The organism is Halalkalibaculum sp. DA3122 (assembly GCF_043951865.1).
Taxonomy (GTDB): Bacteria; Bacteroidota; Rhodothermia; order Balneolales; family Balneolaceae; genus JAMQKA01.
Genome location: NZ_JBINJF010000067.1, coordinates 1 through 6025, shown reverse-complemented (window position 1 = coordinate 6025; position 6025 = coordinate 1). Strand labels below are relative to the sequence as shown.

Here is a 6025-nt window from a genome sequence, read left to right as displayed (position 1 = left end):
GACTGGTCGGTGAAAAATCCAGAGCAAACCGGCCAGGATGATGTTCCCGTACAAGGCGCAGAGTTGTCTGAGGATGGCAAAACGATTCTGATTCAGATCTCGGATCAGGACCTGCAGCCGGTCGACCAGATGCGCATCCAGCTGGTCCTGGAGTCGGCCGGTGGCAAAGAGTATAAGGACACAATCTACCTGACCATCCACAAGGTGCCAGGCCAAGAAGTCTCCCAAAACTAGCATTCTAAGCAGTAAACAGAAATCGGAATGAAACCAGAATTGATTATGAAATTGTCGCCAAAAAAAATTATTCAAGTTATAGCCTGCCTGTTGTTGGGAGTACTACTGGCACCTCCGGAGGCCCTGTTTGCCCAGCAGGGCGAGCAGTGGATCACCTACCAGCCGGCCGAGGGTCCGGGCAACGGCCAGCACATTGTGCTCGTCAGCGGGGATGAAGAGTATCGCTCCGAGGAAGCCCTGCCGATGCTGGGGAAAATCCTGGCCAAACGCCACGGCTTTAAAGCCACAGTTCTGTTTGCCATAGATCCGGAAACCGGCGAGATTGACCCGGAGCTGCAGACCAACATTCCGGGACTGCACAACCTGCAAAACGCAGATCTGATGGTGATTTTTACACGCTTCCGTGAGCTGCCCGACGAGCAGATGAAGCACATTGTGGACTACGTCAATGCGGGTAAGCCGATCGTCGGTATGAGAACAGCCACTCACGCCTTCCAGTATGAGCGCAATCCTGACAGTCCGTACGCGCACTACTCGTTTAAAAGCACCGAGAAAGGATGGGAAGACGGGTTTGGCCGGCAGATTCTGGGCGAGACCTGGATCGACCACCACGGCGCCCACGGTGATGAAGGTACTCGCGGAATAGTGGATGGCATAAAGGAACGGCAAAATCACGCCATCCTGCGTGGGGTTGAGGACATCTGGGGACCAACCGATGTGTATGGCACCCGCCAGCTCCACGGCGATGCCCAGGTGGTGGTATGGGGGCTCTCCACAGAGGGCATGTCACCGGACAGCCCGGTGGAGTGGGAACAGTCCGCCATGCCGGTGGCCTGGACAAAACATTACACCAGCGAGGCGGGCAATACCGGGCGCGTGTTTACCACCACCATGGGAGCTTCTGTTGACCTGGAAAGCGAGGATCTGCGGCGTCTGGTGCTCAACGGCTGCTTCTGGGCCGTCGGCATGGACCAACAGATCCCGGAGGAAACCAACGTCGATTACGTTGGGGGGTACAATCCCACCATGTTCGGGTTTGGTGATCATCAACGTGGATTAACACCTTCTGATTTTGAATAAGGAATCTTTCGACAGGATTTTAAATAAAAAGGGATTCCGGGTAAGGTCATATTATGCCGTATAAACGACGACAATTTATAAAACAGGCATTGCTGTCACTTTCCGGCATGAGCCTGGTTTCCTCCATTACTATATTCAATTCTGCCAGTCAGACTGGGGACATCAATGTCGTCGTTTGGGATGAGCGACAGCCTGAGCAGAAAAAGGTGTATGAAAACTTCATGGGGAACGAGATCGCCGGGTATTTGCGAAATCAACCCGGGTTGAATATTCAGTCTGTGGGATTGGACGATCCCGGGCAGGGACTGACTGATACAATTATGGATGGGGCTGACATACTGATATGGTGGGGGCATATCCGGCAGGATGAAATTGAGTGGAAAACGGGTCGCAAAATTATTGATAGGATTGAGAAAGGAACGCTATCGATGATCACGCTCCATTCAGCCCACTGGTCCACCCCGTTTATGGAGGCGATGAACCGGGTAACGCAAAAAAGAGCGGAAGAAGAGTTCCCGGGTCATGAGATTAACTACATATTTCCACCGGATCGATTTACCACCCCTGAATATGATACCAGGGTCACTCCCTATACCCAGGTTCGCAAGTATCCGGATGGGAGGGAAAGGATCAATGTGCACCTTCCATACTGTTGTTTCCCGGCATACCGGGATGATGGGAAACCAAGTTATGGTCGGTTTATTCGGTCTAATCATCCCATTGCACATGGATTGTCGGAAAGCTTTGAAGTTCCTCAATCCGAGATGTATGACGAGCCATTTCATGTGCCGGAGCCTGACGAGGTTGTGTTTGAAGAGCGCTGGTCTACCGGCGAATGGTTTCGGAGCGGCATGGTGTGGCAGCTCGGTGAGGGTCGAATTTTTTACTTCCGACCCGGGCATGAAACGTACCCGGTATTCAAAGATGAGCGAACGCTAAAAATACTGGAAAACGCCGTTCGCTGGCTGAATAAGACGTAAAAACAGTCAGCATTTTTTAAAATCCGGGCAAGGCTCCGAACGGAATTTGGATATGAAAATAGGTTGCCTTTAAGATTGTTCGGATTAATTTAACGGGATTATAAAGATGATTAAGAATCTCATTGTTGGTTGTATCATTCTATGGCTATCGATTTCCTGTGCCGGTAATCAAGATGGTAGCTCAAGCGGTCAAAATGACTCGAGGCCAAATATTATTTTCATCATGTCAGATGACCACACCTCACAGGCCATAAGTGCCTACGGTGGTATGCTGGCTGATATCGCGCCCACACCCAACATCGACCGCCTTGCTGATGAGGGGATGCTTTTCAACAATGCGTTTGTCACCAACTCCATCTGTACCCCCAGCCGGGCCGTGTTATTAACAGGGAAATATTCCCATAAAAATGGGGTATATAAATTTACTGCGCTTGATCACAGTCAGCCCACCCTGCCGAAAATGATGCAGCGAGCCGGGTATGAGACAGCCCATATCGGGAAATATCATCTGCATTCCAATCCGGTGGGATTCGATTATTTTTCTGTGCTTCCTGGACAGGGAGATTACTTTGATCCCGAGTTTATCCAAAAAGGTGATGAGCATCCCAGTGGATGGGTTAAACATGGCCAAAGAACCCAGTTTGAGGGTCACTCTTCTGATGTTATTACGGATCAAACGCTGGACTATTTAAAGAATAAGCAATCTGGTGACAAGCCCTTTATGCTGTTTGCCAATTTCAAGGCTCCCCACGATCCCTGGGATTATGCTGAACGCTACGATGGTTATCTGGCCGACGTCGAGATCCCCGAGCCATCGAACTTGCTGGACAATTACGATGGTCGGAGTGATGCCCTGAAGCAAACTACGCAGCACCTGGATGATATCGCCCTGAACTGGAGCGACCCTGCCCAGCTGAAAAGAGAAACGGAAGGCCTGGAAGGCGATGCCAAGACGAGAAAAATATATCAAATGTACATGAAGAAGTATCTCCGTTCGGTTAAGGGCGTAGATGATAATATGGGGCGACTGCTGGATTATCTCGATGAATCAGGATTGGCCCAAAATACGATCATCATGTACACCGGCGACCAGGGATTTTTCCTTGGAGAGCACGGGCTCTATGACAAACGCTTCATGTATGAGGAAGCCCTGGGGATGCCGCTGCTCGTTCGTTGGCCACAGGAGGTAGAAAAGAAATCAGTAAGTGATGGAATGGTCCTGAATGTGGATTACGCCCCCACCATACTGGATGTCGCCGGGTTGGAACCACACCCGGAAATGCAGGGCCGAAGTTTTCTGCCCCTTTTGAGGGGAAATCAACCGTCTGACTGGCGAAATTCGATGTATTACCGATACTATTTTTCCCATTTTGATACCGAACCACATTATGGGGTGCGGACCTACGACCATAAACTTATCTACTATAACCGCATAGATCAGTGGGAACTCTACGATATAAAGGAGGATCCCAAAGAGATGAAGAATCTGTACGGTGATCCCGATTATAATCAGGTAACCGGCCAGCTTAAAACTGAATTAACAAGGCTCCAAAAAGAATTAGGTGATCTCCCCGAGGATAATGGCAGCAAACCCAATCTGGGTAAACTGGCCCCCGATCCAATACATTCCTCTGACAATTTACCTGTTGGAACGGGCGATAAGACGATCTTGCTGAAGTTCAAGTCAACGGGTGGGGGAACAATCTTCTCTCAAACCGACCTCAGTGGAAATCCGTTTGAAGAGAATGCCTGGACAGGAGATAAAACGTTATATATCCGAAATTCAAGCTTGATGTTTACTGATTCTGGCCAGGAAATGATGGTCGAGAAAAATATTGAGATAGACCAGTGGTATAACCTGGCATTTGTTATTCAGGATAAGCAACCCCTCGTATATATCAATGGTAATCTTGAAATTAAAACAGATAGCCAGTTAAGTCCCAACAAGGCCGGTCAAACATTTAATATAGGAGCGGGATTAAGTGGAAATGGCTACAATGGCTATAACTTTGTCGGAGAGATAGATCATGTTGTAGCTTACGGCAGAGTCTTGGAAAAGGAGGAAATCGTAAGCCATACTCGTGGGGCTATGCCGAACGAACCTGCAGTATTTAAATGGGAAAACTGAAGATAAATCAACATGTGTGATAATATTAACACAGGGAAGTTAAACAGTAATTAGTTCCGATTACCATGCCCACAAATCGAAAAGAATTTTTAAAGCAATTAGGCTCGCTCAGTGCCTTGCCCTTTATCTCGACGGCACTGCCGGCCTGTGCAAATAGTAATTCACAAAATGGAGATAGTATGACAAACGTTGGTTTTAATCTGTTGGCATGGTCGGCCGTAATTTTGGAGGATCAGCTTCCGCTGGTAGAACGATTAAGGAAGATCGGCTACGACGGCATCGAATGCCCCATGGATTCTCGTGATACGGCAATCTACAAAAAATTTGGACAGGAATTTCAAAATATGGATCTGAAGTCGACCTGTGTGTTGGCAGTGGGACCCGATGAAAATCCAATAGACGCGTCTGCCGAAGTCAGGCAAAAAGCCCTGGACCGCATGAAATGGGCCGTGGACCGGGCCGTTGATCTTAACGCTGAGCTCATATGTGGACCCTTCCACTCGGCCTTTGCTCATTTTACCAGGAATCCACCTACTGCAGAGGAATATGCACGTAGTGCGGAGGTGTTGCGTGAGGCGGGAGAATATGCAGCAACGGCAGATATTACCCTGGCCCTGGAGGCAATCAACCGATTTGAGTGTTACCTGTGCAATACCATGCAGCAGGTGGGCGGGTTGGTCCGGGAGGTAGACCATCCCAACGTGACCGTCCATTTCGATACCCATCATGCCAATATCGAAGAGAAGAAACTCGGTGATGCAATAACGAGTGTTGCGCCCATACTGGGACATGTTCATATTAGTGAAAATGATCGGGGGACGCCGGGATCTGGTCATGTGCCGTGGGATGATGCGTTTGCTACACTGGCTGACATCGGTTACGAGGGGTGGTTGACTATTGAAGCGTTTACGCGCAATGACCCAAATTTTGCCAACGCTATCAACGTATGGCGCGAATATAACGAGCCCTGGCATATGGCCGAGGAAGGATTCAAATTTATACAATCGATGCGGGAAAAACATGGGCTTTAACATTACGAAAAAAACTCTTCATTCCAGGTTCTTGCAAGACCTGTAAGAATCTGTTTATGTATCGTGAAACGATCTGATTTTTGAAATCAATTTCAGTTTAATTTTTCTAACACTTAAAACAACATACTTATGACAGACCTACCATTTCGATTTGGAGCGGAAGTGTACACGTGGTTCATGGATGGCAACGGGGAGGCCCACGAAGGGGAACTGGGCCATATGATTGAGGTGACGGCCCGGGCGGGGTTTGACGGGATCGAGCCGATCGCCTACTGGATGGGGGAGCTGGCCGATCCTGAGAAATTGCAAGCCAAACTCGACGAGCAGGGCATTGAGTTGGCCGCCATCGCCCTGACCCTGCCGTGGAACCACCCGCAGGAAACAGAGGAGGAAATAAAAAAAGCCGACGAAATTATTGAATTAACCTCGAAGTTCCCGGGGGCCCTGCTGTGCCTGGTCCACGAGCCGGCGGGTCGTCACGATGTCGCCGCCCGGCGAAAGAACCTGGTGGCCAACCTCAACAGCGTGGCGCGCCGGGCCGCCGCCCGGGGGGTCGAATCCACGTTCCATCC

At 49.5% G+C, this 6025-nt stretch carries 6 protein-coding genes; all 6 read left to right on the top strand.

Features of this window, described 5'->3' with window-relative positions:
* Positions 1-234: hypothetical protein (locus tag ACG2F4_RS19015; RefSeq protein ID WP_395262530.1), on the top strand; the 234-nt coding region annotated here is incomplete at its 5' end.
* Positions 235-279: 45 nt separating this feature from the next.
* On the top strand, positions 280-1314 hold the full coding sequence (locus ACG2F4_RS19010; RefSeq protein WP_395262529.1) for a ThuA domain-containing protein: 1035 nt from the start codon (positions 280-282) through the stop codon (positions 1312-1314).
* 53 nt (positions 1315-1367) lie between these two features.
* Positions 1368-2294: a ThuA domain-containing protein gene (locus tag ACG2F4_RS19005; protein WP_395262528.1), complete on the top strand. Its 927-nt coding sequence runs from the start codon at positions 1368-1370 to the stop codon at positions 2292-2294.
* A 106-nt stretch (positions 2295-2400) separates the two neighbouring features.
* A complete protein-coding gene (locus ACG2F4_RS19000; protein ID WP_395262527.1) occupies positions 2401-4422 on the top strand; it encodes a sulfatase-like hydrolase/transferase in 2022 nt (673 codons plus the stop codon).
* 179 nt (positions 4423-4601) lie between these two features.
* Positions 4602-5453: a sugar phosphate isomerase/epimerase family protein gene (locus ACG2F4_RS18995; protein ID WP_395262526.1), complete on the top strand. Its 852-nt coding sequence runs from the start codon at positions 4602-4604 to the stop codon at positions 5451-5453.
* 129 nt (positions 5454-5582) lie between these two features.
* The coding region (locus tag ACG2F4_RS18990; RefSeq protein ID WP_395262525.1) for a sugar phosphate isomerase/epimerase family protein at positions 5583-6025 on the top strand (443 nt) is incomplete at its 3' end.